This window comes from Gemmiger formicilis, from assembly GCF_024462815.1.
Taxonomy (GTDB): Bacteria; Bacillota; Clostridia; order Oscillospirales; family Ruminococcaceae; genus Gemmiger.
The window spans coordinates 1-17,176 of the sequence record NZ_JANGCG010000014.1 but is presented as its reverse complement, the minus strand read 5'-3'; the positions used below and the strand labels follow the sequence as shown (position 1 = coordinate 17,176).

Genomic DNA, 17,176 nt, shown 5'->3' with positions numbered 1-17,176 from the left:
GCTACACCTCAGAATTGATCCATCAGAGGGAGACGAACATCAAATCGCGGCTTTCCAAAGGATGCCCGCGTGAAGCGGTCGCCGACAAAGCGTTCCAGTCCGCAGTTGATGAGTTCGGTGTTCAAATCACATTCGGTGGTAATCAGGTAGACATCGCGCCTGCGGAAGATTTCAATAACGCCCACCAGCAAGTAGCTGTTGCGGCTGATTTGTTCCAAATCGCGGACCATCACGGCTTCAATCCGACTGTTCTCTACTGCGTCCAACATAGAGCGCAGACCAATGCGGTCTTTCAAGGTGTTGCCGCTGCAATGGTCAAAAGATGTGCCGCGTACAAGAAATCCATGCCCTGCTGCTTCGTCGATAAGGTCATACAGCCGGTCAAAGGCAATGCGCGGATCGCTGTTGGCGCAGCGCACATAAATCCAGACATCGTGGTTTCGCATAAGGTACATCTCAGGTTCCTCTTTTCACAAAAAGTAATCCGGGCGCTTCTGCTCCCGGATGAATTGCTGCACATCTTCAATTTTCTCGGTGTTCGGACAGGTCGGCAGCGCTGCCAGCGCGGCGTCATGATACCTGCCGCCGATGCCCGCGCGCTCGTCCAGAATCGCCACCACGCAGGAATCCTGCTCGGTACGGATGGCACGGCCAAAGCCCTGACGGAGTTTCTTTTGCATTTCAGGGATGATTTCGGCATTTATGTAGTCGCGCAGGTTCGGGTACTGCTGGCGCTCATAGTCGCTGACCGGGTCGGGAATCGGGAACGGCAGCTTTGCGATAATCAGCAGTGACACCATATTGCCCGGAAAGTCAATGCCCTCCCAGCAGGAGCCAGCCGCGAACAGTACGCCGTTGCCGGATTCTTTGAATTGTTGAATCACCCTGCCGCCGTTGCGCCACGCCTGATAGGTCGGGTATTGCCACTGACCGTCCGTCAGCGCGCGGACTTCGGCCATTTGGCGGTAAGACGTGAACAGCACCAGAGCATGGCCGTGGCAGGCATCCACCAATCGGACGATTTCTTCTGCCATTTTGCGGTTGTCCATTCTCGTTTTTACGCGCGGCGGAAAGTATAACAGACATTTTTTCTTGTAGTTAAACGGAGAATCTGCGCGGAAATGACGCAGAGGTCGGTAAGCCGCCAGCCCCAAAAGCTGTTCCGTGTGGCTGAAATCTCCGGCTGCTGCCAGTGTGCCAGAGGTCAGAATTGCTGGTTCGCGGATGTTCCACAGTGCACTGCGAAGCAACTGCGGTACGCGGCTGCTGGCTGCGCAGAATGTGGGCTGACCATCGGCATCGTAGTCGATGTAAAGGATGCGCGTCGGCACCTCCAAAAGAAAAAGGCGCAGGAGGCTTTCTGCTTCTCCCAGCCTGTTCAGCAGGTATCGCGGCACATCCGGCAACCCGCCAGCATTTTGCAATAGTGCTATACAGTCGATGAGCGCAGCGCGGCGGAACGGCGTAAGCACGAACGGTTCGCTCGCTTTTCCTCGCAGCTTGGAAAGTCCCTGCGTGCAGGAGAACGACAGCGTAAGGAACGCCGTCCGCATCTGTCTGGCAAAATCCTTGTAGTGCGCCTGTTGTAATAAAAGGCACAATTCATCCATGTTGTGCTGGGATAGTGTTTCCGTGTACATCTGGCGGGCGGCATCGGGCAGCTTGTGCGCCTCGTCCACTACCAGTGCCTGATAGCTGCGCAGGAGCAGAGGTCTATCTTCAAGTCGGTGCGATGCATCTGCCAGCAAATAATTGTGATTGCAAATTTGGATGTCGGGTTTCATGGAATCCCGCAGATATTGCTGGTAGCGGCAATCTAAGCGCATAAAGCAATCGCGCGGGCAGGACTGCGGCACACAGATCCGGCAACGGTCATACCGAGAAAGTTCTGGGATATGATCCATGTCCAAAATATTTTCCGCAATGTGCAGGCTGTTCTTCTGCCGTTTTCTGCTTGGCTGCACCAGCGATGCTCTTTCGGCAAGGCGGGCATCGCAGACAAAACGCTCTTTGCCCTTACGGACAACGGCTGTGATGGGTGCGGTGATGATACCCTCGTCCAGCAAAATAGCGGACAGGTCGGGCAGATACTCTGTAAGGATAGCGTCCTGCAAGGCGACGCTGGAGGTGGAGATAACGACGGGCAGTTTCATCCGTTCGGGGCGATGCATCTGCCAAAGGATACAGGCCACGAGGTAGGCCAGCGTTTTGCCAGTTCCTACGCCTGCTTCGCACAGGGAAATTTCCTTATTATATAAAGTATCTAAAACTTCATGGCAAAGCGCGATTTGTTCCTCGCGCACCGCCATACCGTGCCGGGGTAAAATCTCCCGGAAAATCTGTTCGGCTATGCGGTGGGATTCCGCATAGCCCGTTGGATAGGTTTGCATTTTACACCCCTGTTTTCCATCCCGTTTAAAGCAAAATGATGGGCAGCAGGCGCTTGGGGTCCTGCTGCCCACGATTTGCCCTAAACGGCAAAAGTAGATAGTTAAGTAAGTGTGCCACATTTGCCGCTCGCACCCCTGACACCGGGAACATAACAGGCAGGGTGTTGGCACACCCGTTCACTGACTCCGCCGGAGTCTTACTGCTTACAACTCTGGCTCGGTCACCCCCTCTGACGCGGGAGGCTGCTGGCGTATCATTATGGTCTTTCCCGCCGCAATTCTGGTTTGCCAGACCGCCCACTGAGGCTTGCCGGGAAAGGAACGTACCTGTTATGCTGGGTATTCGGTTGTCAAGGTGCAAGACGATGACTATTTATCATCGATCAGAGCCAAGTCTCGAAGGATTGACCGTATGTAAACGCGTTCTTCTTCTGGAACTATATACATAATTCTCAATAACGCCGCCGTTTCATCCGGGTCAAGGAATCTAAGGTTTTTTCTTTTAGTTTCCAACTTAATTCCACCATTCGGCCCAGTTTGTGACGATATGCGGTAACTCAGTGATAATACATCGACATCATTTCGGATTGTCGCGTAAGATACTCCAAACCGCACTGCCAAGGGTCGTATTTTGACATAATCATCTGCGAAATATAAAATTTCAATGATTTCACGGCGGCGTGCCGGAGTATCTATCACTCAGTCACCTCCTTCCTGCTGGCTCTATATTCAGCCTACTACCGATTGTGCTAAAAACCCCCGCACAATCCTAAAATTTTCTGAAATTTTTCTGCTCTGCTCATATCCAAAGAAAACAGGTCATGCGTTTGCTATAAACGCATGACCTGTTTTCTTTACTAGATGTACGGTTTCTGTTTTGAAATGGTTACAAGTTCTTTTCTTGTATTTCTATCCCTATGAAGTTTCTTTCACGACCTATTTTGTATAAAAAAAGCCCATAATAAACACTCACGGGTCTATTTATAGCACTATTTAGCCCTCAAATATTGCGTTCGAAACTGATACCCTTATTTTGAGGTGATTATTATGCAAGATATTTATATTTCCATCGGCCAAAACATCCGCCGTCGGCGTAAAGAAAAGCACTTGACTCAGGAGTCCCTAGCCGCAAATGTCGAAACATCTGCACTATATATCAGCCGTATTGAGCGCGGGCAAGTTTGTCCATCTCTCGAATTTTTATATAGACTATCTGCCGCACTGGAATGCCCTATTTATTCTTTACTGCCATCCACTGCACCCAGCGCTTCTACCAGTTTCTTCTCTCAGGAGCTTGCCAGTCAACTCAACAGTTGTACTCCGCAACAGCAACAGTTTTTGATGAGCTTTATTTCTTGGTTTCTCCAACAGTCAACTCCGTTTAGTGAATAAACCCATTTTATAGAAGGAATATTGATGCTTGCACTATATATTTCTCTGCTGGATACCGAAGATCAGATAAGTAAATTTGAACATATCTACACAAAATATCGTGGGCTCATGTTCTATACTGCCAAAGGTGTCCTGCAAGATTCTTATTTGGCAGAAGATGCTGTCCATGAAACCTTTTTGGATATAATACGGATTATAGATAGTATACGCGCCAACAATGAAAAGGAACTATCGCAATTTCTAAGAGTTCTGACCCATCACAAAGCTGTTGATATGGTTCGCAAGTGTACCCGCCAAAAGAAATCTGATACCGAAATCGAAGATCTCGATCTTTCAAAGTCAGATGTAAATGTGGAAACCATTGTACTCGATAAAATCGACTATGAAAATATGCTTTTGCTTGTTCAGTCCATGGACGAGAAATACAAGACACCGCTTCTTCTAAAAGTTCAGGGCTACAAGGTCAGCGAGATTGCCGATTTTCTCAACATTTCTCCCGGAAATGTAAAAGTTCGTCTGCACAGAGCGCGTAAAATCATTCTGACCGGATTGGAGGAAAATGGTAATGAATGATGACAAAATCCGTATTTCCCCAGACGCTCTTATCGCAATGATCGTAACCGAGGCACAGGATCGAGAACTTGCGCGGATGCCGAGTTTGGAAGAGATGAACGAAGACTTCCAGCCCTCAGAAAAATTCCAGCGAAAAATGGAAGCCCTTGTTCGTGACACAAAGCGTAAGGCCGAGCGGGAGAAGCGACTTTTGAATGTCAAACGTTTCTTCATCACACTTACTGCTGCCATTTCCATTTTTTCATGTACCATGCTCCCCGTCAAAGCCGTGCGCGAGGCTGTTATCACAACGCTTATTGAGTGGCACGATAAGTTTGTATCGATTATATATGTAAATGAAGAATCTCCTGTCACCGCATTTCATATTACGCCATCATATATTCCCGAAGGATTTTCTCAAATTGAAGTACCTGACGAAGGCAGTGACCTTTATTATGGTCAGTTTAGTGATTCATCTAATAGCTGGTTTGATATAATAGTTCTGCCCATCGAGAATAAGCAAGAGACATTTCTAGATAATGAGTTTTCAACGTATTACTCCATAAGTTTTAACGGTATTCAAGCCATTTGGGGTATCATGAATGACAAATCCAACACCCTGCTCTGGGAAAGCAGAGCACTATCTTTTCAGGTCCGAGGAAATCTCGATTTGACAGAGATTATTAAAATTTCCGAAGGGATAAAAGTTGAATAACTTTTTTCTGCTCTTGTAACCTTTTGTGCTCGCATACGAATACATCTACAAGAGGTTCACTAAAATAAAGGAGCAAGAAATGAAGAAAAAACTTTGTGCCATTTTCATTACAATTCTAGCATTCATGCTTTTCGCCCCCGCCGCATTTGCTGCTGATGCACGTTGGCGTAATGTCGCAACCATAACACCTGCCATTTCCGCCAGAGATGGCAGCTATGCAAGTGTGGTTAGTTGTCTTGAAGGAACAACCAAAATCGAATGTACGCTTGTTCTTTATGAAAAGAATTGGCTTGGAGCATATTCTGAAATTTCCCGCTGTTCTTCCACCTATTATGGACAAAAAGGAAAATTTTCTGGTACAGCCAACATTAAATCTGGCACGACCTACAAGTTAGAAACTATCGCAACCGTTACGCGTAATGGGTCTAGCGAAACTGTCAACACTACTTTTGAAAAGAAGTGCTAATTCTCCCATCATAACCATAAAATAAGAACCTCTTGGAATCCTCGGCTCCTGCAGCCGAGGATTTTTTGTTTATTCTGTAACCAAATGTCGATTGCAAACGGATTACAGTATACTTCAAGAAAAATGATTATTCACAGGAGGAAAATTCGTGCTGGTTTTCTATCTTGCCGCAATCGACAGCGATGAGAACAAAAACAAATTCGAATACATATATCGCAAATATTATCGGTTTATGCTGCGAACCGCATCATCAATCATTCGGGACTCCTCTCTTGCGGAGGATGCAGTACACGAAACCTTTGTCCAGCTTCTGAAAGAAATCGATTCACTAAGAATCGACAACGAAAAATCGCTCCAATCCTATTTGTATATCCTGACTCGTGAGAGAACCATTGATTTTCTTCGAAAATGGGAGCGCCGACGAGGCGTTCTGCCTGACTATGAAAAGTTATCTGAAAATCTTGACAATTTTAAGGACCCGGAGGAAATCGCATTGACAAATCTGCAGTTAAACAAAGCAGTCAGCATTCTTTCCGATATGCCTTCAATTTACCGCCGAACCTTAGTCCTGCGCGTAAAGGGTTACTCTATCCGTGAGATCGCGCAAATCACAAATTCGAATGCAGCAAATGTTAAAACCCGCATACATCGAGCACGCGCCATTTTACTTAGGTCGTTCGATACTTAACTATTGGGGATCCTTTTTTCTCTATCTATCTTGGATAACGATAGACTTATATGGTATAATTTTAGGGCAATACCGCACAATTCCAGGTGCCGATACAATAAGCGAGGGTGTTCTCGGAACGCGACCGCCGCATAGTGGCGACACTTGGCGCGAAAATCCGGCGTAACGATGCTTAAGCAGTAAGGCAGGAAATGTGCGGTGTTTCCTTAGGTATGCTGAATCTGTTTGACACAATACATACAATGCTTACTTTACAGAGAGTAGGCAATCCAAAGGCAAAGAAGGAGTATCTATGCTGAAAGTTGCTATATGTGATGACGAACCCATCTGTGCAGAAAAAGTACGGCGGTATGTTGAAAATTACTTCGTCGGTCGAAAAATCGGATTTCTGGCAGACACCTATACGAACGCGACCGGGCTGCTGCAAAATGCCGAAAAAGGGTACGACATTCTCTTTTTGGATGTAGATATGCCCGACCTGGATGGCATCCATTTAGGACGGGAACTGCGCAAAAAGAACCGGAAAGCTGTTATCATTTATATTTCGGCCTTGATTCAATATGCAATTGATGGTTACTCCGTCCATGCGTTTCAATATCTATTGAAACAGGATCTAGAACAAACGTTCTCTCCGTGCATGGACGATGTCATGCAGCATTTTTGGTCGCGGGGCAGCTTTTTGATCCCTACGGATGCCGGGGGACGAAAAGTCCCGTATGAGGATATTTTGTTTTTTGAGGTGCAGAACCATACCATTATCGCGCATACACGCAATCAAGATAGAGAAACATGGCCCTTCAGCGGCAAAATTTTGGAGTTGGAAACGCAGTTGAGCAGTGCGGGTTTTTTACGCGTTCATAAAAGCTACTTGGCAAATATGCGTCATATCGTGCAGCTGGAAACCACGGGAGCGTTGCTGACCGATGGAAATCTTTTGCCATGCAGCAGAATAAACTTTGCAAAAATCTTACAATCCTATCTTCTGTGGGAGGCAATGGAATAATGGCAGCTGCACTTTTACATTTAGAAAATTTGTTGATTGACAGCGCATTTCAAATTCTATCTACGACTGTTATTGTATCCTTTTGCGATATCTTTCTGGCAAGGAGAGTCTCGGGAAAATCATTTTATCTTCTGTTTGGTTTGACCACCCTTGGAAATGCAGTTTTGCTCAACCTGCTGAACGCCCATATGGGTACAATGGAAAACATCCTAATTCCTCTTGCAACGGCACTGCCGCTGATTTTCGGGGGATATTCCTGTACCATTTGGCAAGCCGTATTTTACGATGCGGCAAGCTATGCTTTTCTGTGCATGATGGATTATGCAACCCAGCTTGCTTTTTCTGCCGTAAGCGGAGACTCTCTTGCAGCACTGAGAACGGAAACGATCGGATATGTGTTCACGGGCTTGTCGGCCAGAAGCATAGAGATAGTTTCTACTTATATGATGGCCAAATTGCACAAAGGAAACGGCAATAAGACAGTCAACCTTCCATGGCTTTATTGGTTAAGTATGCTGTCTGTGCCGACTCTTGTTTTTGCATTTTACCGTTTCTTTTTGCGTGTCGATGCAGAAAATCCTCTCTCGAATGCCTTCGTTGGCTGGATAGGCAGCAGCCTGGTTTTTGTTCAGATGCTTTTACTTTGGCAAACCATACGTATCCAAACTGAAAAACAAAAGCAAGCTGAAATTCTGGCTTTGCAAAAGGAAACCGAACTGCGTTTAGAAAGTGCGGCACAGCTTTCAGCTGCATACGAAGCGCAACGAAAGGCTACACACGATTACACAAATCATCTTGCTGTATTGCAGGAGCTTTTGCATGACGGAAAAGCGGCAGAGGCACAGCATTATCTAAACGAACTTACCCAAGCACCATCTGCTGCACCGGTGGTTTATACCGGCACAGCAGTGCTGGATGCCGTACTGAATCAAAAGTACGCGCAGGCAAAAGCTGCGGGGGTTTGTATTCGTTTTCAGATTGCGGACATTCCGGGGCTTTCTGTGTCGCAAAAGGATTTTGTGACGGTATTGGCTAACCTTTTGGACAATGCTATTGAGGCTGCCCGGCAAGCTGAAAACGATAAAAGCATTGTCTTTAAGCTGCTGCCTGTTTCCTCCTGCAAAGCGATTCTTTGCGTCAGGAACACTGCAATGCCGGTACAAATCACAAACGGGCAAATTCCCACAAGCAAGGAAAATCCGTTGCTGCATGGATACGGGCTGCAAAATATAGGCAGCATATTAGAACAAAATCACTGTCCCTACACGTTTGAATATAGGGACGGATGGTTTATCTTTGCTGCGGAACTTCCCTGCAACGCAGGAGAAAGCGAATTGTCATGAAATCACTAGAGGATTATTGCACCTATATTATTGACGTATTTCTTCAAAACGGATATCTTCAGAAAAAATCCCGCGAATGGTATATCTACACCCTCCAAAGATGGTTTCTTCGCGTTGTTACCGTGTGCCTGTTTTTTACTGTTAATAGTCTGATTTGGGGCATACTTCCTACCGCTGCATTTTATTTTTCATTCCTCGCTATTCGCAGTCGAGCAGGTGGATTTCATGCGTCCACGCCTACTAAGTGTATGCTGCTTTCGTTTGTTGTTTCTTTTGTGGGGATTGGACTTTCCGTACACGTCGCAGAACGGTTTCCCATATTTTTAATTGTTTCAATTAACATCGCTTCATTTTTTTTGATAAGAAAATTCTGCGTCGGAGGGTCGTCCGATTACACCGAATATGAGCGAAAGGCAAACAAAAAGATTGCCGAAAGGACTACTTTTCTTTGCTCCGTGCTTAGTACGGAACTTGCAATTTTCCCCTTGACAGTCATTTTTGGAGTATCTATGTGCAGTGGAATCTTCATCGCTGCAATGGCGGCAATCCCCCGAAAATAGTCCTCCATCTCTACGTTCTTTGCATTTCACGCTCGTATACGACATTTCACGCTATAAATTTGACTTTCCGACAGAATGCTGTTATTTTCAAGTTAGACAGAAAAAACAAAGCACAGGAGGAAACATTATGAAATCGAAAATCATGACTATGGCTGCCAATGTAATTCAATACTTAACCGACCGTGAACGCCATGAATGGGCTTTAATTACGCCGGGCGGATTTTATGAACCTGCACGTCCCAAAGAAACCGAAGAATAACAAGCATATTCATATACGGTTATCCTTTTGAATCAGCCGATAGAATGGTATCAGAAACCGCGAAAACGGAAAGATTGTATCATGCTGATTCACATGGAAGTCTACCGCTTTATATCATTCGTTGTATTAGGCATCGGCGCGCAGATGCTTAAATATTGTCCGAACATCAACCCTATTAAATCTATTAGATAGGAGGCTTATCAAATGTCAACCATGAAGAAACGCATCCCCATGTTCCTGCTTGCCATCGCAATGATGGTGGCCATGGCAGCACCCGCACTTGCTGCCGAGGTCTCTCCACTGGCACTGGGTGACACCTACATTTCCACCAGCAGTTCGAACCTGAAGCCACTTGAAATCTATGCTGATGGGACGTCTAAGTATTTAAACGTAGTTGGAAACTCTAGCAGTGATGGTTGTAATGTTTCGACATATAGCCGCACAGGAGATATCACTCAAAAGTGGTATGTTTACCGCGGAACCGATAATATTACTACTATTCGTCCCGCTGGACATTTGGATCTTGCAGTTATTCGCGAAGGTGAGTCCGATAATGCGAATTGCAAACTCGGTTCAATTTCTAAAAACAGCTTAGATGTTCTCGAGATTAACATGGGTAACTTGTCAACAAATTCTGGCAAGATTAAGCTGAAAACTACTCTCGCTAGCGGTATGATTCATGATGCCTTCTGGCTTAAATACGGTGATAGCAAACTTGGTAAAGATTCCAATTATTATAACGTAATGTGGCAAAGAGCCAATACAGTTCTTAGCAATGCTGGTATCAAATGGAAATTCGTTCTTGCGTAAGGTATCCAATATAATCTATCAATAAGATTTACAAAGCCATACAATAATAAATCCCCTGTAATTTGTTTTATCTATGCAATGGCATGGACTCAACACAAAATCACAGGGGATTTTTAACAATTAGGTGAAGCCATGAAAAAGCTTTTTTTGTCTTATATGTTGCTCTTATGCGCACTGTGCTTTTGTTCGTGCAATTCGAACCCGCTAACAAATGAAACACCAGATACATCAAGCGTTAAACATCACAATGATAGCGACGAACTCTTTTTAATTACTGATGTCGATGGCTTTATGAACAAAAGTCACACTTATAATTCCGATGGAATGTATGAAGTCGTTCGTGCGACGGACAGTTCATGGGCTAATATTTATTATACAGATTTCAATAGCTGTTCCCGGCAAATCTTATGTAACGAACCCGCCTGTGCGCATAATAATGATAGCTGTCGCAGCTACATTAAAGATGTCGGTATGCTATATGGACTATTTATTTTTAATGACAATTTGTTCATTTATACAAACGCATCGAACGAATATCCTGTCATTTTTCAAGCTGGTTTAGATGGTTCTGACCGAAAAACATTTTTTAACTTTTCACAGGCGGACTCACCAGACGGGGCTATTGCAGCTAATTCTACAAGCTGGTACTATCTCCATCAGGACATAGATAGCACAGGTGACGTGGTCGAAAGTATTCAATGCTTAGATACTATATCAAAGCGTGTTCAAACTTTATACACTTTGCCGCAAAGCAATGAGATTGCATATTACCTTACAGGTGCTTATAACAATGAATTGATTATCAAAACGAATAGTTTTTCGCCGGAAACACCTACGGGCATTTATAGTTACAACATTACGACGAATCATTTTACGCCGATTATTGAAGCCACTGGCAATATTGTATGTCGGGTAGCAGATGAGGCGTTGGTTTATTGGCAGTCCAATCAGCCACAAATAATTCGCCACGATCTGCGTTCAGGCACGGAAACCGTTTTATATGAGGATTCCTTGCTTAATTCCTACGCCTCGCTACTTGTAAGCGGCATATTTGATGAACATCTTGTTATGATAATCAGCAGTAGCACCCCGTTAGAAGAGGCTGACTGGAATGCAGTTTCCCCCGAAGAAAAGCTACGTTGGAAAGCAACATTAGAAGATGCTTTAGGCTACGAAGTGGCAGATGACCTTCTTTATGATGAGTTGATACGTGTCAATCGTGAAAACAATGCAGGTGTAAATATATCCCAAAGCGAATATGTGGCGGTGGATTTACATGGCGGCGGGCAACAGATAACCTTAAAGGGTGGTGAATCCCATGCTTTGCCTGTTACGATTCTAGCAGAAACGCCGAATAAATTTTGTGTTTACTATGACTATGAGGACGTACCCATAACGCTATATAATAATGAAGGCACACCATATACATCTACATATCGTCAAATGAAAACAGCTATGATTGGCACAGACGATTTCTTTGCGAACAATCCAAATTACAGCTACATTCAAAACCGATAAGCAATAAAATAATTGTTCATTGTTCTTTGTTTCCTATACGAATAACCGCAGAATTATAATTATTATATGAATACTACATTTGTTATCGACTCTCTCTGCAAGACCTATATTTCGCGTATCTCGATGTTACCGTTCGGGAAAAATACGCGGACACAAAAGAAAAGAGCGCTGGCGGGGGTGTCGCTCACCCTTACACCGGGTCTTTACGGATTGCTGGGTCCCAACGGTGCGGGCAAATCCACTTTAATCCACATTATCACAGGCACGCTGGCGCCCGATTCCGGCGAGGTGCTTTGGTGCGGCAAGCCCGCATCGGGCATCGCTTTCCGCCGCATTCTGGGCTATATGCCGCAGCAGCAGGGGCTGTACGACAGCTATACCGGGCGGCGCTTTCTGGCCTATATGACCGCGTTGAAGGAAATCCCACGCAAGACCGTTGCCGCCGAGGTGGCCCGTGTGGCGGCCGCCGTAAACTTGACCGCCGAATTGGACAAGCGCCTTTCTGCCTATTCCGGCGGTATGAAGCAGCGTCTGCTGCTGGCATCCGCCCTGCTGGGCGACCCCAAGCTGCTGATTTTGGATGAACCGACGGCAGGTCTTGACCCGAAAGAGCGAGTCCGTCTGCGTGAATTGCTGGCAGATATGGCAAAAGACCGCATTATTCTTGTGGCAACGCACGTTGTTTCGGATGTGGAAACGGTGGCGACCAAGGTCATTCTGCTGCGCGCGGGCAAAATCGTGGATGCCGCGCCCGTGCCGGAGTTGATTGAAAAATACGCGCCCGGCCAAGGTCTGGAAGATGTGTACTTGAATGTGTTTGGTGAGGGAGACGGTAAATGAGCCTGTTTTTTGCTGAACTCCGCAAAGTCTGGGGTGGAAGAGTGTTCCCGGCTCTGTTGGCTATACTAGCGGCCTCCAATCTCCTACTGCTGTGGATGGGTACTCGCCCCACAGCCAAGCAGCCTCCTGCATCAGCTTATCGCGCAGTAGGTGCTGAGCTTTCCGATAAAACCATGGAAGAAAAGGGAGCCTATCTTCACGACAAATACACTGAGATAGAAAGCCTTGTAAAAATCGGGCAGTATTACCGGGAACTGGCTTACGGAAGCCACGGCCTTATGCAGTATCGGCAGGACAACGCCGCTATGTTCGATGCCTATGAACAAGAGTACACAGATAAGACCTATACTCTGTTCACGGATAACTTGAACACAGAATACCGTCTATTCAGCCAGCTGCAAAGCGAATATGACACCGTGGCGGCCTACAGCGACTTTTTGGATGGCGTTCAGACCAAGGCATCTCAACTGTCTGGCATCTCGATTTTTCAAAATGACCGTACTGGGTACGATTTGAAAAATATCGAACTGACCGCACAAGTTTATGCCGGGCTGACAGATACGCCTATAGAGTATTACCCGCAAAAGGGTTTGTACACGGCCATCAGCTATGCATTCACGGATCTTATCCTGTTGGCGGCTATGCTGCTGCTTGCGCTGATTCTTGTACGCCAAGAGCGCGACAGCGGTTTGTTGAGCCTGATTCGCAGCTTGCCCGGTGGACGGTTAAAGACGGCCATTGCAAAGCTGGCGGCATTTGCTGCCAGCTTATTGGTCGTTCTTACGGTGCTGTATGGGGTCAACCTCGCATATTGCTCGGCATCGTTCAGCTTGGGGCCTATGAATCGCACGATTCAAAGTGTTCCCGCATTGATGCGCTGCACAATGCAGATTACAGTTGGGCAATACCTGCTTCGGTTTTTGCTTGCAAAATGGGCCGGTGCGTTTGTGATGGGCCTGTGGGTCATGCTTGCTGCCCTTATCGCCAAACGCGCTGCGGCCGGGTGGATTGGCGCGTTGGCGCAGCCCTTGGCAATGTACGGTATCCGTGCTGCAATCCCTGCCACAAGTCATTGGAACGTTATAAAATATGCGAATATGGTGAGCCTGCTGCAGACCAATGAACTGTTGGGGAACTATCGGAATCTTTTCTGGTTTGGTAATCCTGTCAGCCTGCCGCTGGTCGAATGGTTGACGGCAGTCGTTTTGGGCGGGGGCTTGTTTGCGGTATTCTGCGCAGTATTTGCCAAGGCGCAGCTGCTGCCGGCTGCCAAGCACAGCTTTGCACTTCCGTTTTCCCGCAAAACGCGTGCGACCTCTGTTACCCATGAAGAGGGTAGGAAGTTATTGTTGATGAATGGAGCCGCAGTATTCTTGGCAGCGTTTCTGGCGTTTGGCATCTATCAGGGCGTGACGGCGGAGAGCTACATAGACGCAGACGAAATTTACTATGCCTATTATATGAAGCACATTTCCGGCCCGTGGAGCGAAGAAAGCCGCGACTGGATACGGAATCAGCGCAACGAGTTTATTCCCATGATGGAGACACAGAAGCGCGTCAACAGCGGTGAATTGAACAGTGATGCGCTGCTGGCCTACAATTCACTGCAGCAGAAATATTCTGCTTATCAGCGTGTTCTTCAATCCAACATTAGCTACTATCTCAAGGAAAATCCCGGTGCGTGGCTTGTTTATGAGACCGGCTACAAGAAGTTGTTCGGTTTTACCGGCACAAGTGATGTGCAGGATACGCTTTTGGCAGGGTTGTTGTGCGCCCTATGCTTCAGCGGTCTATTTGCGATGGAGCGCAAGGGCGGCATGGATGAAATTCTGGCATCTACTCCTTTAGGTCGGAAATACACCGTGAAAGCAAAGCTGCGGCAAAGCACAGCGCTTGCGGCAGTAATAGCTTTCGGAACGGTTTTGCCTCACCTGTGGCAGGTGCTGCGTGACTATGGCCTTCCCTCTTTGCTGGGACCGGCGATGAGTATTTCCGACTTGCAGGCCGTACCCAAGTTTATAACCCTGTCGGATTTGCTGATTTTCTGGTTGATCTGCCGTTTTGCCGCCTGCCTCTGCATGAGCCGGATCACCTTATGGCTCGGGCAGAAATTGGGAAATTTGCTGACTGCGCTCTTTATCAGTGCAGTTGCCTATTGCCTGCCCACGCTGTTGAGCCTTTCCGGCATGAAAAACGGTATCGAGTGGCTGGGATTCTATCCCTTATTCCATGCTGCAGCGCTCTGGCAAAATCAAGGCTATAACGCCAACGGAGAAAGCTACAATGCAATGTGGATTCCGATTTTTCTGGTATGCGCAGCATTCTTCCTCGCATGGGCTATTGGTCAGGCCCTTATTGACGATTATGACATGATAGGTGTTCCAGATGAAGTACTATAAAAATCTGTCCATAGATGAATCTAACTGTACCGTTAAAAAAGAGGGCCAGCCGATTCACCTGACTGCCATGGAGTATCAGCTGTTTGTCACATTGCTCGACTATTCCGGGTGTGTCTGCTCCCGGAATCTTCTGCTGTCATCCGCTTGGCATATCACAGCGCCGATTCAGACACGGACGGTCGATGTACATATCGCGAAATTGCGGAAGAAGCTGGACTTGGGGCAAAATGAATTGAAAACCGTGACGAGGCATGGGTATGCGCTTTCTACGCAAGAAAGCTATAGAGCAAATCATTCAGCCTGAGATTCTTTATAATGTGAAGTAGCGCAATACATCCGCACGATTGCCGTCAACTCTCACTTCCCAATGCAAATGGCTCCCTGTTGCCCTGCCTGTATGCCCAACATAGCAAATGACTTGCCCGGCCTGCACCTGCTGACCTGTGGTGACGCAGATGGACGAACAGTGGGCATACAGCGTTTCCAGCCCGCCGCCGTGGTCGATTTGGATGTAATAGCCGTAGCTGCCGCCCCAGCTGTCAAGACCGTTGGCAACGGTGACGGTTCCATCTGCGGCGGCGAGGATCGGCGTACCCTCGGCACAGGCAATGTCTGTGCCGGTGTGGGAGCTGACTTCGCCGGTGATGGGGTCCACGCGGTGGCCGAACTGTGAGGTGATTGCACCCGCAACCGGCAGCGGCCATTGCAGGGTGCCTGTCGGTGTGCGGGTGCTGTCCGGGGACATAAGTTTTCCACCACCCTGTGCAAAACTGCCGAGCAATTCTGCCCACAGCTCCTCGTACTGCGGGTTCTGCAAAAGTTGCAAATAGTTGTTCTGGCGATCGGTAAAGTGATAATCTGCCGCCATTTCGCCCGGCGTTTTGTGGGTAAGACGTATTACAAGAACCGTTTCGGTTATGGTTGCGGTGGTAGACTTTCCGTTCTTGTCCGTTGTTTCTATAACAGCGGTTTCCGCATGGGTGGCGTAGTCCACTGCGTTCATCGCCCACATAATTTCCCGCAGCTTGTCCACTTGATTTTCCGTCAGCGCCGCAACGGGTGCGCCTTGTTCGCTGCCCGCCACATACGAAGAAAAGACCGCCAAGACATCCTGCCAGCGAATGTAGTACACATCATCGTTGGCAACAATATCTTGGCGGTCGTGCTGTACCGTATCGGAGATTTCTTCCAGCTTATCGCGGTATTCTGCCGTCAGGGTTTCTACGGCTTCACGCACGGTGACGGACGCTGCGTTGTGGGCATCGGCGGCAAAGAAAATGCCGTAAGCCGAGCCGGACACAAACGCCACAAGGCTGATTATAATGACTATGCTTAGGGCAAAGCTTGCGCCCGCCGCAAGAACCGCTGTTAGGCTGTGCAAATCGGCAAGAAAGTTCCGAATTGCCGAGCGCACCGCCACAGCCGTTCTGCCTGCGCCGTCCGCAGCCTTTTGTGCGGCAAACCGTATTTTTTGCGCACGGTTCTGCATCTGTGCTTGGGGGGCTACGCTGCGCACAGTTTCGGTTGCGGCGGTGCGCAGTTGGCGCTGACCCTGGGTCACGCCGCGAATATCACGCGGCGCGGTCTTGGCGGTGATGGCTTTTTCTTTTGCCCGCTGTCGGGGCAAATCTGCCCCACGGCGCGGGCGTTGCGCCGCATCGGGCAGCGTGCCGTACTCGGCTTGTTTCGGGCTGACACCGCGCTCACCGGCGGCGTGGGCGCGGGCGGCAGCTTCCTTTTGGTGGTGCTGTCGGGCTTGGGTTTCTGCCAATTTCTGCCCCTGATGCCGCACAAAAGCAGCCGCCTGTTCCGCCGCCGAACCTGCAAGGTCTGTCGGTTCCTGTTGTCGGGGGTCGGTGTCATTTTCCCGCGCGGCGGTGCGGGTTTGTTCTTTCGTTTTTATCCACGCCGCTTTTAGGGCGGCTTTCGGTATCGTCCCCGCCGCACTTTTGGGGGTGCGGTCGCGAGGCTTTCGTTTATTCTCTTTTGGCGTTCTCATACTCTCACCTCGGTTCGGTTATACGCTTTGCCACAACGACCACTCTGCTGTTTTTGCCGGAATCATCGCAGGTGGACAGCGTAATCAGCTTGTCCCCATAAGCAGCCGTCACCCCGGTTTCGTACAGGGCGGCGTCCTTACAGGCGTCCACATAGGCGGCAAACTCCTGCGGTGTTTCGGCGTTGGTAAATTGATAATAGGCAAACAGATCCTCCGCTTCGCCCCGAAATACCGCCATTACG

18 protein-coding genes and 1 pseudogene are annotated in these 17,176 nt (G+C 47.8%); 14 read left to right on the top strand and 5 right to left on the bottom strand.

The window, feature by feature from the left end:
• Positions 1-8: 8 nt before the first annotated feature.
• The 3 genes from NE623_RS11225 to NE623_RS11215 form a co-directional block, all read right to left on the bottom strand.
• Positions 9-455, bottom strand: coding sequence for a recombinase family protein (locus NE623_RS11225; RefSeq protein ID WP_256272620.1), 447 nt, complete (start codon positions 453-455; stop codon positions 9-11).
• Between the two features lie 15 nt (positions 456-470).
• Positions 471-2,390 (bottom strand): ATP-dependent DNA helicase, encoded by a 1,920-nt coding sequence (locus NE623_RS11220; RefSeq protein WP_256272619.1) that lies wholly within the window; start codon positions 2,388-2,390, stop codon positions 471-473.
• Between the two features lie 369 nt (positions 2,391-2,759).
• On the bottom strand, positions 2,760-3,089 hold the full coding sequence (locus NE623_RS11215) for an HTH domain-containing protein (RefSeq protein WP_177606714.1): 330 nt from the start codon (positions 3,087-3,089) through the stop codon (positions 2,760-2,762).
• Positions 3,090-3,437: 348 nt separating this feature from the next.
• Between NE623_RS11215 and NE623_RS11210 the strand changes: the two genes are divergently transcribed.
• From NE623_RS11210 to NE623_RS11145, 14 genes are all read left to right on the top strand, one after another.
• Positions 3,438-3,782 (top strand): helix-turn-helix domain-containing protein, encoded by a 345-nt coding sequence (locus tag NE623_RS11210; RefSeq protein ID WP_256272618.1) that lies wholly within the window; start codon positions 3,438-3,440, stop codon positions 3,780-3,782.
• A 24-nt stretch (positions 3,783-3,806) separates the two neighbouring features.
• Positions 3,807-4,355 carry an RNA polymerase sigma factor gene (locus NE623_RS11205; protein WP_256272617.1) on the top strand — a complete coding sequence of 183 codons (549 nt, stop codon included), beginning with the start codon at positions 3,807-3,809 and terminating at the stop codon, positions 4,353-4,355.
• Positions 4,348-5,049 (top strand): DUF4367 domain-containing protein, encoded by a 702-nt coding sequence (locus tag NE623_RS11200; RefSeq protein WP_256272615.1) that lies wholly within the window; start codon positions 4,348-4,350, stop codon positions 5,047-5,049. Before NE623_RS11205 ends, NE623_RS11200 begins: the two co-directional genes overlap by 8 nt.
• 79 nt (positions 5,050-5,128) lie before the next feature.
• Positions 5,129-5,515, top strand: a complete 387-nt coding sequence (locus NE623_RS11195) for a hypothetical protein (RefSeq protein ID WP_256272613.1) — start codon at positions 5,129-5,131, stop codon at positions 5,513-5,515.
• A gap of 148 nt (positions 5,516-5,663) precedes the next feature.
• Complete coding sequence (locus tag NE623_RS11190; protein WP_256272611.1) at positions 5,664-6,203, top strand: RNA polymerase sigma factor; 540 nt, start codon at positions 5,664-5,666, stop codon at positions 6,201-6,203.
• A gap of 292 nt (positions 6,204-6,495) precedes the next feature.
• A complete protein-coding gene (locus tag NE623_RS11185) occupies positions 6,496-7,206 on the top strand; it encodes a LytR/AlgR family response regulator transcription factor (RefSeq protein ID WP_256272609.1) in 711 nt (236 codons plus the stop codon).
• Entirely contained in the window at positions 7,206-8,549 is a 1,344-nt protein-coding gene (locus NE623_RS11180) for a sensor histidine kinase (RefSeq protein ID WP_256272607.1), read from the top strand. Before NE623_RS11185 ends, NE623_RS11180 begins: the two co-directional genes overlap by 1 nt.
• On the top strand, positions 8,546-9,109 hold the full coding sequence (locus tag NE623_RS11175; RefSeq protein ID WP_256272605.1) for an accessory gene regulator B family protein: 564 nt from the start codon (positions 8,546-8,548) through the stop codon (positions 9,107-9,109). The genes NE623_RS11180 and NE623_RS11175 overlap by 4 nt, the downstream gene beginning before the upstream one ends.
• A 127-nt stretch (positions 9,110-9,236) precedes the next feature.
• Entirely contained in the window at positions 9,237-9,368 is a 132-nt protein-coding gene (locus NE623_RS11170) for a hypothetical protein (RefSeq protein WP_256272603.1), read from the top strand.
• Between the two features lie 204 nt (positions 9,369-9,572).
• Positions 9,573-10,178, top strand: coding sequence for an RICIN domain-containing protein (locus NE623_RS11165; RefSeq protein WP_256272602.1), 606 nt, complete (start codon positions 9,573-9,575; stop codon positions 10,176-10,178).
• Between the two features lie 132 nt (positions 10,179-10,310).
• Positions 10,311-11,696, top strand: coding sequence for a hypothetical protein (locus NE623_RS11160; RefSeq protein ID WP_256272601.1), 1,386 nt, complete (start codon positions 10,311-10,313; stop codon positions 11,694-11,696).
• A gap of 66 nt (positions 11,697-11,762) precedes the next feature.
• Entirely contained in the window at positions 11,763-12,536 is a 774-nt protein-coding gene (locus tag NE623_RS11155) for an ATP-binding cassette domain-containing protein (RefSeq protein ID WP_256272600.1), read from the top strand.
• On the top strand, positions 12,533-14,935 hold the full coding sequence (locus NE623_RS11150; RefSeq protein ID WP_256272599.1) for a hypothetical protein: 2,403 nt from the start codon (positions 12,533-12,535) through the stop codon (positions 14,933-14,935). The genes NE623_RS11155 and NE623_RS11150 overlap by 4 nt, the downstream gene beginning before the upstream one ends.
• The gene (locus tag NE623_RS11145; RefSeq protein WP_256272598.1) at positions 14,922-15,239 is read left to right on the top strand and encodes a winged helix-turn-helix domain-containing protein; all 318 of its coding nucleotides are present in this window, start codon (positions 14,922-14,924) and stop codon (positions 15,237-15,239) included. Before NE623_RS11150 ends, NE623_RS11145 begins: the two co-directional genes overlap by 14 nt.
• A gap of 6 nt (positions 15,240-15,245) precedes the next feature.
• Here the strand turns inward: NE623_RS11145 and NE623_RS11140 are convergent, their stop codons facing one another.
• Together NE623_RS11140 and NE623_RS11135 are read right to left on the bottom strand one after the other, a co-directional pair.
• Complete coding sequence (locus NE623_RS11140) at positions 15,246-16,934, bottom strand: M23 family metallopeptidase (protein WP_256272597.1); 1,689 nt, start codon at positions 16,932-16,934, stop codon at positions 15,246-15,248.
• A gap of 4 nt (positions 16,935-16,938) precedes the next feature.
• Positions 16,939-17,176 (bottom strand): annotated as a pseudogene (locus NE623_RS11135) (class B sortase); the annotation flags it as partial.